This window comes from Pseudomonas paraversuta (assembly GCF_904067025.1).
Classification (GTDB): domain Bacteria; phylum Pseudomonadota; class Gammaproteobacteria; order Pseudomonadales; family Pseudomonadaceae; genus Aquipseudomonas; species Aquipseudomonas paraversuta.
Genome location: NZ_CAJFDA010000001.1, coordinates 3,066,794 through 3,082,764, shown reverse-complemented (window position 1 = coordinate 3,082,764; position 15,971 = coordinate 3,066,794). Strand labels below are relative to the sequence as shown.

At 57.8% G+C, this 15,971-nt stretch carries 15 protein-coding genes and 1 pseudogene; 4 read left to right on the top strand and 12 right to left on the bottom strand.

Annotated features, from left to right (window positions below):
* Positions 1-7: 7 nt before the first annotated feature.
* Complete coding sequence (locus JQ848_RS13820; protein WP_003444977.1) at positions 8-2,371, top strand: DNA polymerase II; 2,364 nt, start codon at positions 8-10, stop codon at positions 2,369-2,371.
* Here JQ848_RS13820 and JQ848_RS13815 read toward each other — a convergent pair.
* Complete coding sequence (locus JQ848_RS13815) at positions 2,368-2,643, bottom strand: hypothetical protein (protein ID WP_003444976.1); 276 nt, start codon at positions 2,641-2,643, stop codon at positions 2,368-2,370. The two genes, JQ848_RS13820 and JQ848_RS13815, sit on opposite strands and share 4 nt — an antisense overlap.
* Before the next feature lie 182 nt (positions 2,644-2,825).
* On the opposite strand from JQ848_RS13815, the gene JQ848_RS13810 reads away from it, so the two are divergent.
* Both JQ848_RS13810 and crcB read left to right on the top strand, forming a co-directional pair.
* Positions 2,826-3,206: a fluoride efflux transporter FluC gene (locus JQ848_RS13810; protein ID WP_003444975.1), complete on the top strand. Its 381-nt coding sequence runs from the start codon at positions 2,826-2,828 to the stop codon at positions 3,204-3,206.
* 15 nt (positions 3,207-3,221) lie between these two features.
* Positions 3,222-3,617: a fluoride efflux transporter CrcB gene (crcB, locus tag JQ848_RS13805; protein WP_003444974.1), complete on the top strand. Its 396-nt coding sequence runs from the start codon at positions 3,222-3,224 to the stop codon at positions 3,615-3,617.
* Positions 3,618-3,694: 77 nt separating this feature from the next.
* Here crcB and kch read toward each other — a convergent pair whose 3' ends face one another.
* The 10 genes and pseudogenes from kch to JQ848_RS13755 form a co-directional block, all read right to left on the bottom strand.
* Entirely contained in the window at positions 3,695-4,870 is a 1,176-nt protein-coding gene (gene kch, locus JQ848_RS13800; RefSeq protein WP_010657204.1) for a voltage-gated potassium channel protein, read from the bottom strand.
* Between the two features lie 91 nt (positions 4,871-4,961).
* Positions 4,962-6,020, bottom strand: a complete 1,059-nt coding sequence (locus tag JQ848_RS13795; protein WP_003444972.1) for a HoxN/HupN/NixA family nickel/cobalt transporter — start codon at positions 6,018-6,020, stop codon at positions 4,962-4,964.
* 27 nt (positions 6,021-6,047) lie between these two features.
* Entirely contained in the window at positions 6,048-7,040 is a 993-nt protein-coding gene (gene yut / locus JQ848_RS13790) for an urea transporter (protein WP_202210848.1), read from the bottom strand.
* Between the two features lie 144 nt (positions 7,041-7,184).
* Positions 7,185-8,147 (bottom strand): urease accessory protein UreD, encoded by a 963-nt coding sequence (locus tag JQ848_RS13785; RefSeq protein WP_029612920.1) that lies wholly within the window; start codon positions 8,145-8,147, stop codon positions 7,185-7,187.
* Positions 8,144-8,791: an urease accessory protein UreG gene (ureG, locus tag JQ848_RS13780; protein WP_003444969.1), complete on the bottom strand. Its 648-nt coding sequence runs from the start codon at positions 8,789-8,791 to the stop codon at positions 8,144-8,146. Before ureG ends, JQ848_RS13785 begins: the two co-directional genes overlap by 4 nt.
* 80 nt (positions 8,792-8,871) lie before the next feature.
* On the bottom strand, positions 8,872-9,558 hold the full coding sequence (locus JQ848_RS13775; protein WP_003444968.1) for an urease accessory protein UreF: 687 nt from the start codon (positions 9,556-9,558) through the stop codon (positions 8,872-8,874).
* Between the two features lie 21 nt (positions 9,559-9,579).
* Positions 9,580-10,266, bottom strand: coding sequence for an urease accessory protein UreE (locus JQ848_RS13770; protein ID WP_003444967.1), 687 nt, complete (start codon positions 10,264-10,266; stop codon positions 9,580-9,582).
* Between the two features lie 107 nt (positions 10,267-10,373).
* Entirely contained in the window at positions 10,374-12,092 is a 1,719-nt protein-coding gene (locus JQ848_RS13765) for an urease subunit alpha (RefSeq protein WP_202210847.1), read from the bottom strand.
* Between the two features lie 179 nt (positions 12,093-12,271).
* Positions 12,272-12,691, bottom strand: a pseudogene (gene ureB, locus JQ848_RS13760) (urease subunit beta); the annotation flags it as partial.
* Between the two features lie 54 nt (positions 12,692-12,745).
* Positions 12,746-13,048 (bottom strand): urease subunit gamma, encoded by a 303-nt coding sequence (locus tag JQ848_RS13755; protein ID WP_003444963.1) that lies wholly within the window; start codon positions 13,046-13,048, stop codon positions 12,746-12,748.
* 258 nt (positions 13,049-13,306) lie between these two features.
* Here JQ848_RS13755 and JQ848_RS13750 point away from each other — a divergent pair.
* A protein-coding gene (locus JQ848_RS13750; RefSeq protein ID WP_095019831.1) for an IS3 family transposase occupies positions 13,307-14,469 on the top strand; the annotation gives its coding sequence in 2 pieces (ribosomal slippage) (positions 13,307-13,562 and positions 13,562-14,469; 1,164 coding nt in all).
* 289 nt (positions 14,470-14,758) lie between these two features.
* On the opposite strand, the gene JQ848_RS13745 is transcribed toward JQ848_RS13750, so the two are convergent.
* Complete coding sequence (locus JQ848_RS13745; protein ID WP_202210846.1) at positions 14,759-15,859, bottom strand: FUSC family protein; 1,101 nt, start codon at positions 15,857-15,859, stop codon at positions 14,759-14,761.
* Between the last annotated feature and the right edge of the window lie 112 nt (positions 15,860-15,971).

The window sequence follows — 15,971 nt, the reverse complement described above, 5'->3', positions numbered from 1 at the left end:
GTAACGGATGGACCTGAGACAGGGCTTTGTCCTCACCCGGCATTGGCACGACACGCCGTCGGGCATTGAGGTCGAATTCTGGCTGGCCACCGATGACGGGCCGCAGCACGTGCGCCTGCCTTATCAGACTGCAGTCATGTTTATCCCGGCAGCCCAGCGTTCTCAGGCGCAGGCGTTGCTGCAGGATGAGCCCGGCATTGAGTTTCGTGAACTGGCGCTACAGGATTTTCAGTCACGCCCGGTGCTCGGTATTTATTGCCAGCAGCACGCCCGCCTGATCGATAGCGCCCAGCGCCTGCGGCGTGCCGGGGTCGAGGTGTTCGAGGCCGATATCCGCCCCCCGGAGCGCTTTTTGATGGAGCGCTTTATCACCGCACCGGTGAGCTTCGGCGGCACCTGTGCGGCTGACGGGCCGCTGCGCAATACCCGGATGAAGCCCCATCCCGACTACCGGCCGCATTTGCAACTGGTGTCCCTGGACATCGAAACCAGTGCCCATGGCGATCTGTACTCGATTGCGCTGCAGGGCTGCGGCCAGCGTCAGGTGTATATGCTGGGCAAGGCCACCGAGGCCGATGCGGCGGTGGATTTCGACCTGGAGTTCTGCGCCACCCGTGGCGAGTTGCTGCAACGTTTGAACCAGTGGATGGCCCTGCACGACCCTGACGCGATCATTGGCTGGAACGTGGTCCAGTTCGACATGCGGGTGTTGCACGAGCATGCCCGGCGTCTGGGTATTCCCTTGCTGTTGGGCCGCGGCGCCAGCGAGATGCAGTGGCGCGAGCACGGCACCCGCAACAACCACTTCTTCGCCAGTGCCGCGGGCCGGCTGATTATCGATGGCATTGAGTCGTTGCGCTCGGCGACCTGGTCGTTCCCGTCCTTCAGCCTGGAAAACGTTGCCCAGACCCTGCTGGGTGAAGGCAAGGACATCAGTACGCCGTACCAGCGCATGGACGAAATCAACCGCATGTTCGCTGAGGACAAGCCCGCGCTGGCGCGTTACAACCTCAAGGACTGCGAGCTGGTGACGCGGATTTTCGAAAAAACCCAGCTGCTGACCTTTTTACTGGAGCGGGCCTCGGTGACGGGGCTGGAGGCGGATCGCAGCGGCGGCTCGGTGGCGGCGTTTTATCATTTGTACATGCCGCTGATGCACCGACAGGGTTTCGTTGCCCCCAATGTCGGAGACAACCCGCCCCAGGCCAGCCCCGGTGGCTTTGTGATGGAGTCCCGGCCGGGCCTGTACGAATCGGTGCTGGTGCTGGATTACAAAAGTCTGTACCCGTCGATTATCCGCACCTTCCTGATTGACCCGCTGGGGCTGGTGGAAGGGTTGCGTGAACCCGGTAACGAGACCTCGGTGCCGGGCTTTCGCGGGGCAAGGTTTTCCCGGACCCGGCACTGTTTGCCGGCCATTATCGAGCGGGTAGCCAATGGTCGCGAGGTCGCCAAGCGGGAGAAGAACGCCCCCTTGTCCCAGGCGCTGAAAATCATCATGAATGCGTTCTACGGGGTGCTGGGCTCCAGCGGCTGCCGCTTCTTCGACACCCGGCTGGCGTCGTCCATTACCTTGCGCGGGCACGAAATCATGCTCAAGACCCGGGCTTTGATCGAAGCCCAGGGCTACAGCGTGATTTATGGCGATACCGATTCCACCTTCGTCTGGCTGCGCAGTGAGCACAGTGAGGCCGATGCGGCCCGTATCGGACGCGAACTGGTGCAGCACGTCAACCAATGGTGGCAGGCCCATGTGCGTGACGAGTACGGGCTCAGCAGTGCGCTGGAGTTGCAGTTCGAAACCCACTACAGCCGATTTTTGATGCCGACCATTCGCGGGGCCGAAGAGGGCAGTAAAAAACGCTATGCGGGGCTGGTTGCGCACGCGGACGGGCGCCGGGAGATGGTCTACAAAGGGCTTGAAACCGTACGCAGTGACTGGTCGCCGCTGGCCCAGCAGTTTCAGCAGGCGTTGTACCTGCGCATCTTTAATCGCCAGCCGTATCAGGACTACGTGCGTGACTTTGTGCGCAGTACCCTGGCCGGGGAGCATGACGAGCTGCTGATCTACCGCAAGCGCTTGCGCCGGCAGCTGAGTGACTACGAGCGCAACGTGCCGCCCCATGTGCGGGCCGCGCGGCTGGCGGACGAGTACAACGACCGGCAGGGGCGCCCCCGGCAATACCAGAACGGCGGCACCATCAGCTACGTGATCACCCTGGCCGGCCCCCAGCCGTTGGAGAACCGCACGGCCGGGCTGGATTACGATCACTACCTGACGCGCCAGCTACAACCGGTGGCGGACGCGATTCTGGCGTTTGTCGACGATGATTTCAGCGCACTGGTGGGCGGGCAGCTGGGCTTGTTTTAAGCGTCGCTGGCCGGGGTTGCCTTGGACTTGGCGCGGTCTTTGGCGGCCTTGGCTTCGGCGGCCAGGCACTCCAGGCAAAACTGTTCGGCGTAACTCATGATGATCTCGGTGGTATCACCCTTGATGGTGCGCGAACCGGCAAGGATGTAGCGCATGCGCTTTTCCGTCACGCCGATGCGCTGGGCGATCCAGGCCGGAGTCTGGCCAATGCGGTCCACCAGCTTGTTGGCGTATTCGGTGGAGTGGTTGTAGCGTTCAGCGTTGGGAAACATAGGGGTTCCATGGGGCGGGAATTAAAGCCGGACGGCAGGTTACTCCTTTTCTTCGCGCCCTGCAGTTGCGTAGTCGCGTCAAGGTCTGCTGCGCAGTCCATCGCAGCTTCGTGACTCGTCAGCGACCACTGACCTTATGAACTAGAGTTCCCCCCAAACCAACAGACACGAGAGGGATCTACATGACTGCGCTGGACGTTTTTTGGGTGGGGCTGGGAGGTGGCCTGGGCTCGCTGCTGCGCTGGTGGATCGGGCTGCGGGTCGGGCAGTTTTATAAAGGCAAATTTCCGTTGGGCACGTTTCTGATCAACGTCAGCGGTGCCTTTGTTATCGGCTACCTGAGCATTCTGTTTGCCGTGGACTGGCGCGACCGTTATGGCGATGTAATGAATGCTGCCGTGCTCACCGGCATTCTCGGTGGCTATACCACGTTCAGCAGCATGCAACTGGACGCCTCCAAACTGGCCAACGCCAGGGACCGTGCACTGGCTGGCGGCTATCTGATCATTTCGGTACTGGTGGGTCTGGCCGCTGCCGCATTTGGCGCCTGGCTGGCGCGCTGACAAGGAGCAGGGAATATGCTGAATCTGATTATTCTGATTTTCGTCGGTGGGGCATTCGGTGCCATGTGCCGCGAGTTTGTAATGCTGTCGATACCACGCCTGGCCGACGGTTTTCCCATGGATATTTTTGTCGCCAATATCGTCGCGGCATTCCTGTTGGGCGTCGCCACTTCGCTGTTCAAGAGCAACCGGATCAATCAATACGTACACGTAATGATCGGCACCGGGATCATGGGCGGGCTTTCTACTTTTTCCAGTTTTGTATTCGGTGCGGTGGAGATGATGAAAGATCCGGGCGGGGTGCTGCTATCCATCTGCTATCTGGTGGCCAGCCTGGTGGTAGGTTTTGCCGCGGTTGAACTGGGCCTGTTCGCCGGAGCCAGGGTTAAACCATTGCCAGCGACAGATTAAAGCCCTGACCCTGCAGGAGCGGGCTTGTTCGCGATCTTTTGATCCTGAAAAGCTCGCTCCTGCAGTTTCAGCCCGGGTCAGGCCAGGGAAGTACGTTTGCCAAAGAACATTTCGGTGATCAGGTCCTTGTTGATTTCATCCCCCTCAAGGGTGCGTACCAGCAACTCACTGCCCAGCAGCGGCAACGACAGCACCATGGTCGGGTTGACGCGTTTGACCTTGGGCATGTTCCGCGTTTCATTGACCAGCGCGATGATCTGGGTGTCGTCACCGGCTATTTCCTTGGCCGCCAGAATTGTGAAGACGTTTTCGGCGTCACTGTCGCACAGGGTCACGATGTACTTGGCATCCGCAGCCCCGGCCAGTTTGAGGGTGGCTACCGACGATGGATCACCTTCAATGATGTCGGCCTTTTCCGGTAGCTCGTGCTGGCTGCCGGTGGCGCACACAACGGTGACATGCTCACCACGATCGCTCAGGCCCTTGTAAATGTTCTGGGCCAATGAGCCGACGCCGACAAGGATGTAGTGATTTTTACGGGCCATATGGGTAATCCTGCCTTTAACGATTCGTTGGATGTTGTTGCTGATCAGCGGGCCGGCAATGGACGCCACCGAGATCGCGAAGATGGTGATGCCCAGAATGATCACCGTCAGGGTGAAAAAACGCGCATCGGTGGTGTGCGGCACTATGTCGCCAAAGCCTACGGTGGACATCACCACAATGGCGAAGTAAAACGCCGACGGCAGATCTGTCACCGCCGGTGCGAACTCTTCGCCCAGGTAAAGCGTGCCCAGGGTGCTGTAGACAATCAGCGAGGCGATGCTGACCACTGCAAAGAAGCTGCCGGTGGCCAGGCTGTAGTGGTCAAACCGGCGCCAATAAAAGGCCAGTACCGCAATGGTGAAGATCGAGAAGAAGGTGATGCCGCCGGGCTTTTTCAGAATGAAAAAATCAACGCAAACCGTAGCCACCAGCAGCAACAGGGCGAAGAACCAACTGATGCGGGACTTGATCAGCAGCCCCAATGACATCAGCACCAGAACAAAGCCCACCACGAACCCGGGTATTTCCAGCAAGGCCAAAAAGCTTAGCGCCTCCTTCCAAGTGTCAAATGAGCCACCAGCCTCATTGGAGTGCGCAACCCCCCGTTGCAGCACCGGCAAGAACAAGAGAAAGCCATTGATGGCCACCAGCAAGGCGACCCCGTAGGCAAAGGAAAGCCGATTTTTTACGTCCTGTAATAAAGTCATAGTACCTACGACGCGTCTGTTGAGAGGTGGATGGATTTTAGGCCAGGTTTCGCAGGCTGCCCGCAGCAGGCCCGCACTGTGACAAATTTCATCAGGTATTGGCTCCCAGTTGGTCGTAACCGCGCAGATAGTAGTTAAGGCCCGAGATCAGCCAGCACAGCACAAACATGCCGATGATCCAGTAGCCAATTTGGCCGAAGTTTTCGTTGATGGCATTGATCGGGGTCCAGATCCCGCCGGTTAATTCAAGCTTGTCGGCGATCAGGCCCAATGCTTCGATCCCGCCGATAAACAGGGCCACCACCACCGAAGCGGCGGTGATGGTGATGTTGTAGTAAAGCTTGCGCACCGGTTTGGAGAAGGCCCAGCCGTAGGCGCCGATCATCACGAAGTTGTCCAGTGAATCGATCAGGGCCATGCCCACCGCAAACAGCACCGGGAACACCATGATCGACCACAGGCTGATGCCGTGTGAGGCGCTGGTGGCACTGATACCCAGCAGGCCGATCTCGGTGGCAGTGTCGAAGCCCAGGCCGAACAAAAAACCAACCGGGTACATGTGCCAGCTTTTATCCACCAGATTGAACAGCCGGCCAAAGATCCGCGCCATCAATCCACCCTTGTTGGCGACCAGCAGGTCGAGTTCTTCGGGGGCCAGTTGCTGGCCGGCCTTGACCTGTTTGAACTTCTTGTACACCGACAGCAGGATCACCAGATTGAGCAGGCCAAACAGCAGCAGGAAGGCGGAAGAAACCAGGGTGCCAATCAGGCCGCCGGTTTCATGGAACCAGGCCATGTCGTCCTTGAATGCCATGGCTGTGGCTGCAATGGCGAAGGATGCCAGCACCACGATGGTGGAATGTCCCAGGGAGAACCAGGTACCCACGGCAATGGGTTTTTTGCCTTGTTGCATCAGCTTGCGGGTGACGTTGTCGATGGCGGCAATGTGGTCTGCATCCACGGCATGCCGCAGGCCGAAGCTGTAAGCCAGTAACGCGGTGCCCATCAATACCGGGTTGGCGCCGAACTCGATAAAAGCCCAGGCCCAGGCAAGCAGGTTGGCAGCGATCAGGCCGATCAATAAATAGATGGCGCGCCGCGTCGTGCTGGACGACTCGATAGCGGGCGCTAACCGGGCGATAGCTGTCATTGAAAAATTCCCTGTAAAAGTCGGGCGTTATTGACGGTGATGCGGCATCACATCCTTGTTCGGGACCAGGAATAGCCATGACGCCAGAACAAACGGCATGGTCAGGGTCGGGATGCCAACGGGTGCCAGTAGCGTATTCAAGGCGCCCTGTACAAATACAGTGAAAATCACCCCGATCAGGGTATAGATCAGCACGCGCCGGCTGGGCTTGTTGAAGGTCGAACCCAGGGCGATGGCCGTCAGTACGGCACTGAATGCATACATCCCGTTATTGACGCTGGTGTGTTCGGCCTGCAGCACCGTGGCCACCAGAATCGCCAGCAGCGAACCGCACAATCCAAACACTGCGGCCCATACCGAGGACACCGCCAGCCCCGCCAGCAGCAGCACGCTGCCAATGACACTGCTGAACAGGAACACTTCGGAAATGCCGTAGAAGGTGCCATCGACCAAATGGATGCCGTCGAACAGGCTGCTGTTCACCGCGACCAGCTCATGGGGCAGGTTGGGTACCGGCAAGACGCTGCTGTTCAGGCCGCCAAAGGCATAGCTGGCCAGTAACATGATCCAGGTCACCAGCACGAAAGGGGCGGTAAGGGCGGCGACTTTCCACGTCTTGAGAATGTCGGCGATGCAAATCATGACGATCACCGAGACCATGCTGCCGAGGATGATGCACAACCAGAGCGCCGGTGTGACATCCAGAAATGTTGGCAAGGCTGCCCCCACCAGGCAGCCGTTATAGCCATACAAACCGGCTTTCCAGGATTTACGGTCCTTGAGGTTCAAGCCGGTAAGGGTAGCAACCACAGTACCCAGTACCGCGCCATAGGCCACCGCGGGGTTGCCCTCACCATAGGCACCGACAAAAATCGCGGCAAAAAACAGCAGTCCGGTCAGCGGATTGTTCTGGAACATGACCTGGGCACAACCGCGCAGGGTAACGTCTATGAACTCCAGAAAGACGTTACCTTGGGTCAGCTGTGACCACTTGGACGTAGGGGCTGATGCAGCATCCATATTGACTCTCCCGATTGTGCACTTGGCCAGATCCATCGCAAGGGGAGCCGGCTTGCCAGCGAAAGCATCACTGCGCAGTGTCAGTCAAACCGCTTTGCCTTTATCGCGGGCAAGCCGGCCCCCACAGGATCCATTTGGTATTTCCTATCGCCACAAAAATTGCGGTTGCAACGTCAGGCCCAGAATCTCTTCACGGGCGACTTTCCAGAACTCGCGCACCTGCGCTTTGACTTCACCGCTGTCATTGCCCAGCACTTTGAAAATCAGCCCGCAGTTGTTTGGCAAGCGGGTGACACCGCTGGCAATTCCTGCCTCCATGTCGAAGATCGCAGGGACGCGCTCGACTATCCGGTCGTGATGCTCCTTGGGGGTCAGCAACACGACGTTGCCGAACACATCGAAGGTTTGCATGACGCCGATGGCGTCCAGGCTTTCCTCTTTCGGTTGCAGAATGTACTTCTCGACAAACAGTTCCTTGCCTTCAAGGTTTTCGGCCGTGACCCGTGAGGAATACACGTCAAAGCCGAAACGCTCGTCGACATGGTGATACTTGCGTCCCGACATCAGGATTTCGCAGTAAATCGCCGTAGCCGTAGGGTGGATACTGATTCTGGTTTCGGTGATAAACCGCGCATTGCGATGGGGGATCAAGGGATCGGGCATGAACTCCAGGTAGCCATCTTCTTCAACCCGAAAATTCTGGATTTGCGAGGCGTAGTTGGCGTTCATCGAGTGCACTTTGGTCGCCGACTGGGTGGTGACGTGCCCGCAGGCACCCACCCCGACATTGACATCAGTGGCCAGGCGATCGCCCTGCAGGATGCAGCCCGAGGTCGAAATCATGGTCACGCAGGGCAGTTCGGGCATTATTTCGTCCCAATACAGTGCCCGCTGCACCAGCGACGGAACCCGCCGCTCCATGTCCGCCAGCACGCTGCGGTTACCGCGTTTTTCAAAACCAAGGCGCAAGTAACCACTTTTGCCGACGGCGCCGCTGCTCATTTGCGGCGGCTCGTCCTGATACTGCGCAAGCTCCGGCGCATCGTTACCCAATGAGTGAGCGCGAAGCCTTGAAGGGTTGTTCACGATCTGGCATTGGGCTGTCATGCAGTGACCTCACTCTTGGCCGCCGGTTTCTGGGCGAACAGGAACATGTGTTCGATCATGTCCACCAGCTCTTCGATGCCCTGGCCGGTCTTGCAGTTGGTGAGGATATAAGGGCGGTTGCCACGCACCACCTTGGTGTCGCTTTCCATCACATCGAGGCTGGCGCCGACGTAGGGTGCCAGGTCGATTTTGTTGATGATCAGAATGTCCGCCTGCACCAGTCCCGGGCCGTTCTTGCGGGGGATTTTTTCGCCTTCGGCCACGTCAATCACGTAGATGTAGAAGTCGGCCAGGGCCGGGCTGAAGGTCAGGGTCAGGTTGTCGCCACCGCTTTCGATCATGATCAGGTCGCTGTCCGGAAACTTCTCTTCCATTTCCTCGACTGCGGCAATGTTCATGCTCGGATCTTCACGCACTGCGGTATGCGGGCAGGCACCGGTTTCGACCCCCAGAATCTTGTCTTCGTCGAGGATGCCTTTGAGCGTGCGCTTGACCTGTTTGGCGTCTTCGGTGGTCACGATGTCGTTGGTGATGATCAGCGGCTTGTAGCCACGGTTGATCAGGATCGGAGTGATCACTTCGATGATCGCGGTTTTACCAGAGCCGACCGGGCCGCCAATACCAATGCGAGTAATCTTTTTCACGATAAATTCCTTAACAAAAAATTGAAGCTGATTCAGCGTCGACTCAGGTCAGCGCTGTTGATCCGGATTCGCTTGCAGCATCAGTTCATAAATAGCCGCACGTGGGCTTTGACGTGGACGGCAGCCAGCACGTCGACAATCGGCACATAGGACGACATTTGCTCGATATCACCGATTTCGGCGATGTCGCAGAACGCTTCAATGTCGTGGTTGAGTTCGAACAGGATGTGCTGGGTGTCCAGGTGCGTGACCCGCATCAAGCGCATCGCGGCGCTGAGAATGGTCATGGCCACACCGTACTGGTGCATCACCACCACCTCGCGGGCGCCAATGCCCTGGGTCGACATCACTACCGCCTGGGTGACGGGGTAGGTGCCCGCTGCATTACCGGCCTTGATCTGCTCCAGCCACCAGCGCACCAGCGGTTTCTCGACGACATGGATCGACATTTCTGCCAGTTTTTTGCCCATGCGCGTGGCCATCAACCGGCTTTCTTCGTTGAGCTTGCGGTTATTTACGGCCCAGTCGGCGCGCAAAATTCCGTCACGATCATCATTGCTGGCCGCGCGGTGGGCGGCGACCACGCCCATGCCATCACAACTGGCCGCTTGTTTGAGGGCGGTGAGGACAAAGCCTTTGAGGGTCGCGACATCGTGGACGATGCCTTTCTGAATGGCGGATTCAACGCCGTTCGAGAACGAAAAGGCACCCACTGGCAATACGGAATCGCCAAACTGCATGATGCGAATTAGATCAGATGCGTTCATCTAGGCGCCTTCTTGCCGGATTTAATGCTTATGGTCGTGATCGTGGTGCGAGTGGCCGTGGTCATGCCCGTGACTGTGGCTGATACCGTCGCCATGGCTGTGCAGGCCCTGGATCTTGAGGGCGGCAGCATCGAGCTTGTCTTGCGGGCTGGCAACGTGAACGTGGGTGTCGGTTTCTTCGGCGCCACCAAACAGCAGGCGTGCTTCGGAGGTGGTGAGCTTGGGCAGGATCTCGGCGCCGCCAATAAAGGCGTACGGCAGATGCTGGAAGCCGTGGGTGCGCATCACCGAATCCATCATTTTGGTTTCGACCGTGAGCGGGATGTACACCTCGTTGTTCTTGGTCACCGCTTTCCAGTGCTGGTTACCCAGGGCGTGGCCCAGCTCGAAGCTGGTTTTGATCAGTACGTCCAGGGGCTGTTTTTTCAGCTCCTTGAGGTCAATCACCATCACGTCGCGCAGGTTCAACTGCACCACCACGGCGGTGCGCGATGGTTCATCCCACATCAGTACATCGCCATCGGACAACACTACGTTGCGTTCCAGCGAAATCCCCAGATCGAGCCCGCCGATACTGGTGCGCCGGCAGCGGCTTTTTTGCGCTTCACGCTGATCAAGCACCAGCAGGTCGACGTTGGCGCCTTCCAGTTTCTGTTTCCAGACCGGGTCTTTCTTGGCATTGCCCAGAATGTGTTCAATCAAAATCACGTTGCAAACTCCTTCCTTGATTGTTACGGACCACACCCTGCGGGTGCCGGGCCTGGCGACACAGACGCAACTGCGTGGTCTGCATCGCCGGGCCGGCTCCCACAGTCTCAGCCAAAGAAATAACGCTGGTTCATCGCGGCCGTATCTATGGGTTTGCACGTGGCGTGCACGCCATCGACCTTCACGGCGAAGGTTTCCGGATCGACCTCGATATGCGGGGTTTTATCGTTGCGCACCAGATCCCTTTTGGAGACGGTCCGGCAACCGCGCACCGCCATCACCTGACGCTCCAGCCCGGCTTTTTCCTTGACGCCGTCATCCACCGCTGCCTGGGAGACAAAGGTCACGCAGGTGTCTTGCAGGGTTTTGCCCTGGGCGCCAAACATCGGGCGGTAGTACACAGGCTGCGGGGTTGGCAGCGAGGCGTTCGGATCGCCCATGGCGGCCCAGTTGATCATGCCACCCTTGATCACCAGCTTCGGTTTGGCCCCGAAGAAGCGCGGGTCCCACAGCACCAGGTCGGCCATTTTGCCGACTTCCACCGAGCCCAGCACGTGGCTGATGCCCTGGGCGAGAGCCGGGTTGATGGTGATTTTGGCCACGTAACGCAGCACCCGGAAGTTGTCGTTGTCGGCGCTGTCTTCCGGCAGCTTGCCGCGGGAGGCTTTCATCGCGTGGGCGGTCTGCATCACCCGCAACCAGTTTTCACCGACCCGGCCCATGGCCTGGGAATCGCTGGAAAACATCGAAATCACGCCCATGTCCTGCAGCACGTTTTCGGCGGCGATGGTTTCCGGACGCACCCGGCTTTCGGCAAACGACACGTCGGCCGGTACGTTCGGGTTGAGGTTGTGACAGACCATGATCATGTCGAACAACTCGGCCTGGCTGTTGATGCCATAGGGCAGGGTCGGGTTGGTGGAGCTCGGCAGCACGTTGGTCTGGCTGGCGACCTTGATGATGTCCGGGGCGTGACCGCCACCCGCACCTTCGGTGTGGAAGGTGTGAATGGTGCGACCTTCGAAAGCGTCGATGGTGTCTTCGACGTAACCGCATTCGTTGAGGCTGTCGGTGTGCACCGAGATCTGGACGTCCAGTTCATCGGCAGTACGCAGCGCGTGACGCAGGGCGTTTGAAGTTGCGCCCCAGTCCTCGTGAACCTTGAACCCGGCAACCCCGGCGATCACTTGTTCGACCAGCGGGTCGCGACCATAGGAGTTGCCTTTGCCCAGCATGCCGACGTTGATCGGCAAGCCTTCGAGTGAGCGCAGCATCTGGCGGATGTTCCAGGGCCCGGGGGTCACTGTGGTGCCATTGGTGCCGTCAGTCGGGCCGATGCCGCCGCCAAAGAAGGTGGTCACACCGTTGGACAGCGCGTGATAAGCCTGTTGAGGCGAGATCAGGTGAACGTGGGTGTCGATCCCGGCAGCGGTCAGAATCAGATGTTCGCCGGAGATGGCGTCGGTGCTCACACCCACCACCAGGCCCGGGGTTACGCCATTCATGGTGCCCGGGTTACCGCTTTTACCAATCCCGGCAATCTTGCCGTCGCGGATGCCGACGTCGGCTTTGATCACGCCCTGGATCGGGTCGATGATGGTGACGTTGGTGATCACCAGGTCCAGTACGCCGTTATCGCGGGTCAGGGTGTTGTCGGCGCCCATGCCGTCACGCAGGGATTTACCGCCGCCGTATACGGACTCGTCGCCGTAACCGCGTAAATCCTTTTCAATTTCGACAAACAGGTTGGTATCACCCAGGCGGATCTTGTCGCCCGTGGTCGGGCCGAACAGGCCGGCGTATTCTTTGCGTGAAATGGTAGGCATCGGTGGCTCCTTTCTAATGCCGCACGGGCGTCAATAACTCAACGGCGCGAGTGCAAAGTATGGGAATGCGTTGATTACTTGGCGGGCTTGGAAAACTTGAAGCCGTGATCGCGCGCGCGCTGGATCGCTTGCAGTTTTTCCGGGCGTTCATGGTTGCTGGTCAGTTTGTCCGGCGCCCAGCCATCCACCAGGTTGTTGAAGCCGTACAGGGTTTGCTTGCCACCGTAAGGCACCAGCGACACTTCAATCTCGTCACCCGGCTCGAAGCGGATCGCAGTGGTTGAGGAAATATTCAACCGTTTGCCAAAGGCCTCTGCGCGATCGAATTCAAGTGCACGGTTAACTTCGAAAAAATGAAAGTGCGAGCCGATCTGAATCGGCCGGTCACCGGTGTTACGCACCTTGACCTTGGTTACCGGGCGATCTTCGTTGAACACGATCGGGCTGCTGGCGTAGATGCAGCCACCCAGCGGCACGTCCTGTTCATTACCCTGATGCACACCGCCAGGGTTTTTGGCATGGGGGATCTTGTGATCCGGATGGGTATCCTGGTGCGGGCTTGCTGCACTGGCGGGAGTCGCGGGTTTTTTGCTGCTCATGACTGATTCCTCAAAACGGGTCTGTCTTGCGTTAGCCGGATGTCGCGGGCGCCTTTACTTGATCGGGTCGTGGACCGTAACCAGGCGGCTGCCATCGGTGAAAATCGCTTCAACCTGAACGTTGGGAATTAGGTCACTGACGCCTTCCATGACATCGTCTTTGGTCAACACCTTGCTGGCTTCATTCATTACGTCTTCAACCGACTTTCCGTCCCGTGCGCCTTCCAGTGCGGTCACGGTGATAATCGAAACTGCTTCCGGATAGTTCAACTTCAAGCCACGAGCCTTGCGTCGCAATGCCACGTCCGACAAGGTGTAAATCATCAGTTTGTCGATTTCTCTCGGGGTGAGCTGCATAAGCCCTCCTATCTACAGTGCGGTAAAAAATTTAAGTTCTGGAGTGCCGGTCGGGCAGAGGTGCAGGCAAAAACGCTGCGCACGTTGAACGCTTGCGAAGGTGGGTAAAAGGTGTGGCGGGGTGGCGAATGCGAGATTTGTTTTCATGGGGCTCAACCGTTCAAATCCTTGTCAGACGGGCGCGAACAGAGCCTTGTAGTGGTCTAATGAAACCGGACACCCTTTTAGGCGAGAATGCTCGCCAGATCGAGGTGTCAGATGACCAAACAACGCCGTACCTTTTCCGCTGAATTCAAACGCGAGGCTGCCGACCTCGTGCTCAAGCAAAACTACAGCTTCATCGAAGCCAGTCGTTCACTGAGTGTTGGTGAGTCGGCGCTGCGCCGCTGGGTCGACCAGCTTCAGCAAGAGCGCACCGGCGTCACGCCCCAGAGCAAGGCCCTGACACCAGAGCAGCAAAAAATCCAGGAGTTGGAAGCTCGGATTGCTCGCCTCGAGCGCGAGAAATCAATATTAAAAAAGGCTACCGCGCTCTTGATGTCGGAAGATCTCGAGCGTACGCGCTGATCAATCAGCTAAGCGTCCATGAGCCTGTTGACTGCTTGTGCGAGGCGTTTGAGGTCGCTCGTTCGGGGTACTACGCGCATCGTCTAAGGCGGCGAACACCAGATGTTGAGCGGCTCAGGCTGCGTAGCCGAGTGAGCGAGTTGTTCACCCAGGGCCGAAGTGCTCCCGGCAGTCGAAGCATCACGTTGATGATGCAAGAAGAAGGTGAGCAAATTGGACGGTTTAAGGTACGCAGGCTGATGCGTGAGCTGGAGTTGGTCAGCAAGCAGCCAGGATCACACGCCTATAAAAAGGCCACAGTCGAGCGGCCGGATATCCCAAATATATTGAACCGAGAATTTGATGTCGAAGCGCCCAACCAGGTCTGGTGCGGCGACATCACCTACATCTGGGCACAGGGGAAATGGCACTACCTTGCGGTTGTCATGGATCTTTACGCTCGCCGAGTGGTGGGCTGGGCGTTATCAGAAAAGCCGGATGCAGACTTGGTGATCAAGGCGTTGGATGTGGCTTACGAGCAGCGTGGCAAGCCGCAAGGCCTGCTATTTCACTCAGACCAGGGATCCCAATATGGCAGCCGCAACTTTCGCCAGCGGCTGTGGCGTTATCGCATGCGTCAGAGTATGAGCCGCCGAGGAAACTGCTGGGATAATGCGCCGATGGAGCGGGTTTTTCGCAGCTTGAAAACAGAGTGGATACCAACCACTGGCTACATGACCGGCCACCAGGCTCAGAGAGATATTAGCCAGTACCTGATGCATCACTACAACTGGATCCGACCTCATCAATTTAACGATGGATTGGCCCCAGCGAAAACGGAAGAAAAACTCAAAACCGTGTCCGGGATGAGTTGACCACTACACCTAGACCATAATTTCCGACTGGCCAGAAGCTGGAGGAGGGGGGGGGAGATATTGATAAAAGTCTTGTTGACTTCTTATAACTATTTAAAAAACATAGGGTTACGAAGGTATTGGCGAGATTTCAAGTGCCTTTGGTACCCGATAACCCATTGTTTTGAGTGAAGAATTATTAATCTTTAGTGCGATATGTCATTTAAATGAGTGATGGGTTGCTGAAAAATAGCGGGCGGATCGCCTGTTAGCCTCCAGATAGACGATTGCCCACCCAGAGTGCCTGGCGCTATTTATGGGCTTGTAGGGGATTTTTCAGCAACAGATGCCGATGGCCTTTTTGGTAAAACGCAGCATGCAGCTGGTCGTTGAGATCGGTCAGTTGCCGGAGCATTTGCAGACTCAGCCAGACAAAGGCATAAAACTGGGTTTCGTTGACCTTGCCATCGATGCACTTGAGCACCAGCTCTTTCAAGTCGTTGGCTTTCTGGCGCAGTTCACCGCTGATCTGGTTATCCGAAACACCGTTGCACAGCTTGTCCTGCAGCGACTCGAGGGCCTGCGGGATCAAGCGATTAAGGTCGCGCAGGGCGGGCTCGCTCTCAATCAGCTTATGCCCTTCATGGGACGCCCAGTAGGCATCAATCATCAGGCTCATGGTGGTGAACAAATTGCGGTGCAGGGTCTGCATGGAGTTGAAAACTTCGGGCTTCAAATTGCTTTCGTTGCTGGCCGCCGACACGTAATTGCGTAGCTTGACCACTGTGTCCAGCTCGTCTTTCAACTTGTCATCCAGATTGGGCCGCTCCAGCACCAGCGGGGAGAAGTACGCTTCATACAACTCGCTGAGTTTGCCCAGGCTTTCGCTGAATTTGATTCGCATGTCGGTATACGCCCGTTGCGGATAAATACTGGTGAAGAGCATGGCCAGTACCGAACCTGCCAGTACATAAAGACTGCGGGTGATTGCCGACTCCATGTCGTTGGGCGGTGCGCAACTGACCACCGCCAGGGTGGCGCCGATCAACAGGGCCATATAGGGGTGTTTACCCAGGGTCAGGTAACCGGCGATAAACATCGTGACCGCGCTCCACGCCAGCATCGCGGGAAACGAGTAGAGCTCCATATACAGCCCCGCCAGCCCGGACAGCGCACCAATGACGGTGCCGAAGGTGCGCTGTACGGCACGGGAAGACACATTGCCCCAGTAAGGCTGGGGCCCCATCACGATCAGCATGGTGATCAGGGCGTAAGACGCGCCGTCGAGTTTGAAATAGCGGATGGCAACGAAGGTGGTCAGAAAGGCGAGGCTGATTCGCGCGGCATGAATCCAGCGGCTGTATTTACAGAGCAGCCGCTCCAGTTTCGAAATTTTATTGCCTAGCTGCATAAAGCCCCCAAACCCTGTAATGGAATGCGCACGGAGCGTAGTTCAGGAACAGTCAGGCCACCACCGGCAACGGGGTTGCCATGGCGCGATAAAGAGGGGGGGGCGGGGGAAG

Coding starts and splice junctions, on each gene's coding strand:
- JQ848_RS13820 (WP_003444977.1), top strand. CDS start 8: ATGGACCTGAGACAGGGCTTTGTCCTCACCCGGCATTGGCACGACACG.
- JQ848_RS13815 (WP_003444976.1), bottom strand. CDS start 2,643: ATGTTTCCCAACGCTGAACGCTACAACCACTCCACCGAATACGCCAAC.
- JQ848_RS13810 (WP_003444975.1), top strand. CDS start 2,826: ATGACTGCGCTGGACGTTTTTTGGGTGGGGCTGGGAGGTGGCCTGGGC.
- crcB (WP_003444974.1), top strand. CDS start 3,222: ATGCTGAATCTGATTATTCTGATTTTCGTCGGTGGGGCATTCGGTGCC.
- kch (WP_010657204.1), bottom strand. CDS start 4,870: ATGACTTTATTACAGGACGTAAAAAATCGGCTTTCCTTTGCCTACGGG.
- JQ848_RS13795 (WP_003444972.1), bottom strand. CDS start 6,020: ATGACAGCTATCGCCCGGTTAGCGCCCGCTATCGAGTCGTCCAGCACG.
- yut (WP_202210848.1), bottom strand. CDS start 7,040: ATGGATGCTGCATCAGCCCCTACGTCCAAGTGGTCACAGCTGACCCAA.
- JQ848_RS13785 (WP_029612920.1), bottom strand. CDS start 8,147: ATGACAGCCCAATGCCAGATCGTGAACAACCCTTCAAGGCTTCGCGCT.
- JQ848_RS13775 (WP_003444968.1), bottom strand. CDS start 9,558: ATGAACGCATCTGATCTAATTCGCATCATGCAGTTTGGCGATTCCGTA.
- JQ848_RS13765 (WP_202210847.1), bottom strand. CDS start 12,092: ATGCCTACCATTTCACGCAAAGAATACGCCGGCCTGTTCGGCCCGACC.
- JQ848_RS13755 (WP_003444963.1), bottom strand. CDS start 13,048: ATGCAGCTCACCCCGAGAGAAATCGACAAACTGATGATTTACACCTTG.
- JQ848_RS13745 (WP_202210846.1), bottom strand. CDS start 15,859: ATGCAGCTAGGCAATAAAATTTCGAAACTGGAGCGGCTGCTCTGTAAA.